At 38.6% G+C, this 1353-nt stretch carries 1 protein-coding gene; it reads left to right on the top strand.

All coding sequences use genetic code 11. From position 1 onward, the window contains the following. Positions 1–1353: tape measure protein (locus L979_RS15355; RefSeq protein WP_047692739.1), on the top strand; the 1353-nt coding region annotated here is incomplete at both ends.

Below are 1353 nucleotides of genomic sequence, written 5' to 3' on the forward strand. Positions count from 1 at the left end.
TGAAGTCACGCTTTAGCGGTCTTAGAGAGATTGCTGTAGGTGTATTTAGGCAAATCGGTTCAAGTGCTGTTAGTGCTGTTGGTAATGGCTTAAAAGGTTGGATATCCGACGCAATGGATACTCAAACAGCTATGATTGCCTTGAAGAACACGATGAAGTTCAAAGGTAATGGAAAAGATTTTGACTATGTAAGCCAATCTATGCAAAAGCTCGCTAGAGACACCAACGCAAATAGTGAAGATACTTTAAAACTTTCAACAACGTTCATTGGTTTAGGAGATAGTGCTAAAACAGCAGTTGGTAAAACAGAAGCGTTAGTAAAAGCTAACCAAGCGTTTGGTGGTACTGGAGAAAATTTAAAAGGTGTCGCACAGGCTTATGGTCAGATGGCGGCTTCTGGAAAAGTTACTGCTGAAAATATCAATCAGTTAACAGACAACAACACGGCTCTTAGCGCTTCTTTAAAAGACACTGTTATGCAAATGAACCCACAATTAAAGCAGTATGGTTCATTCAATGAAGCTGTTTCAAACGGTGCTGTCTCAATGGATATGCTCGATAAGGCTATGCAAAAAGCAGCAGACGGTTCAAGCGGTGCTACAAAAACTATAAGGGACACTTGGTCTGGTTTTAATGAAGACTTATCGCAAGCTTTACTTCCTACTCTTGAGGCTTTAACGCCTGTTATCAATGCCATAATTGATAAAATGGACGATTGGGGCAAAGGTGCTGGTAAAGCTATAGATAGCATAGTCAAGTATGTCAAAGAACTATGGGAAGCGTTAGAAAAAAATGGTGCTTTAAGTTCTTTCTCTAAGATTTGGGACGGTTTAAAATCAACTTTTGGTTCAGTTCTAAGTATAATCGGACAACTAATAGAATCATTTACTGGTGTAGATTCAAAAACTGCTGAAAGTTCAGGTTCTGTTGAGAATGTAAGTAAAACTATCGCTAATTTGGCAAAATGGTTGGCTGATGTCATAAAGAAAATCGCTGATTTTGCAAAGAAATTTAGTGAGAGTAAGGGTGCAATAGATGAGATAAAAGTGGCTTTAGTTGAACTAATAGCAGGGTTTGTGGCTTTTAAAATCGGAACTGGAATAGTAACTGCTATCGGTGCTTTCCAAAAGTTACAAAAGTCAATTAAATCAGGAATGGGCATAATGAAAGCTTTCAATAAGGTTGCTGGACTTAACCCTTATGTATTAATTGCAGCTGCAATCATCGCTGTTGTTGCCGGTCTAGTTTATTTCTTCACTCAAACCAAAACAGGCAAAAAGATATGGGCTGACTTTGTAGACTTCTTGAAGAGTGCATGGGACGGAATAGTTTCATTCTTTAGCGGTATTGGTC

Origin of the sequence: Kocuria sp. ZOR0020, from assembly GCF_000800955.1 — a bacterium.
GTDB classification, from domain to species: Bacteria; Actinomycetota; Actinomycetes; order Actinomycetales; family Micrococcaceae; genus Kocuria; species Kocuria subflava.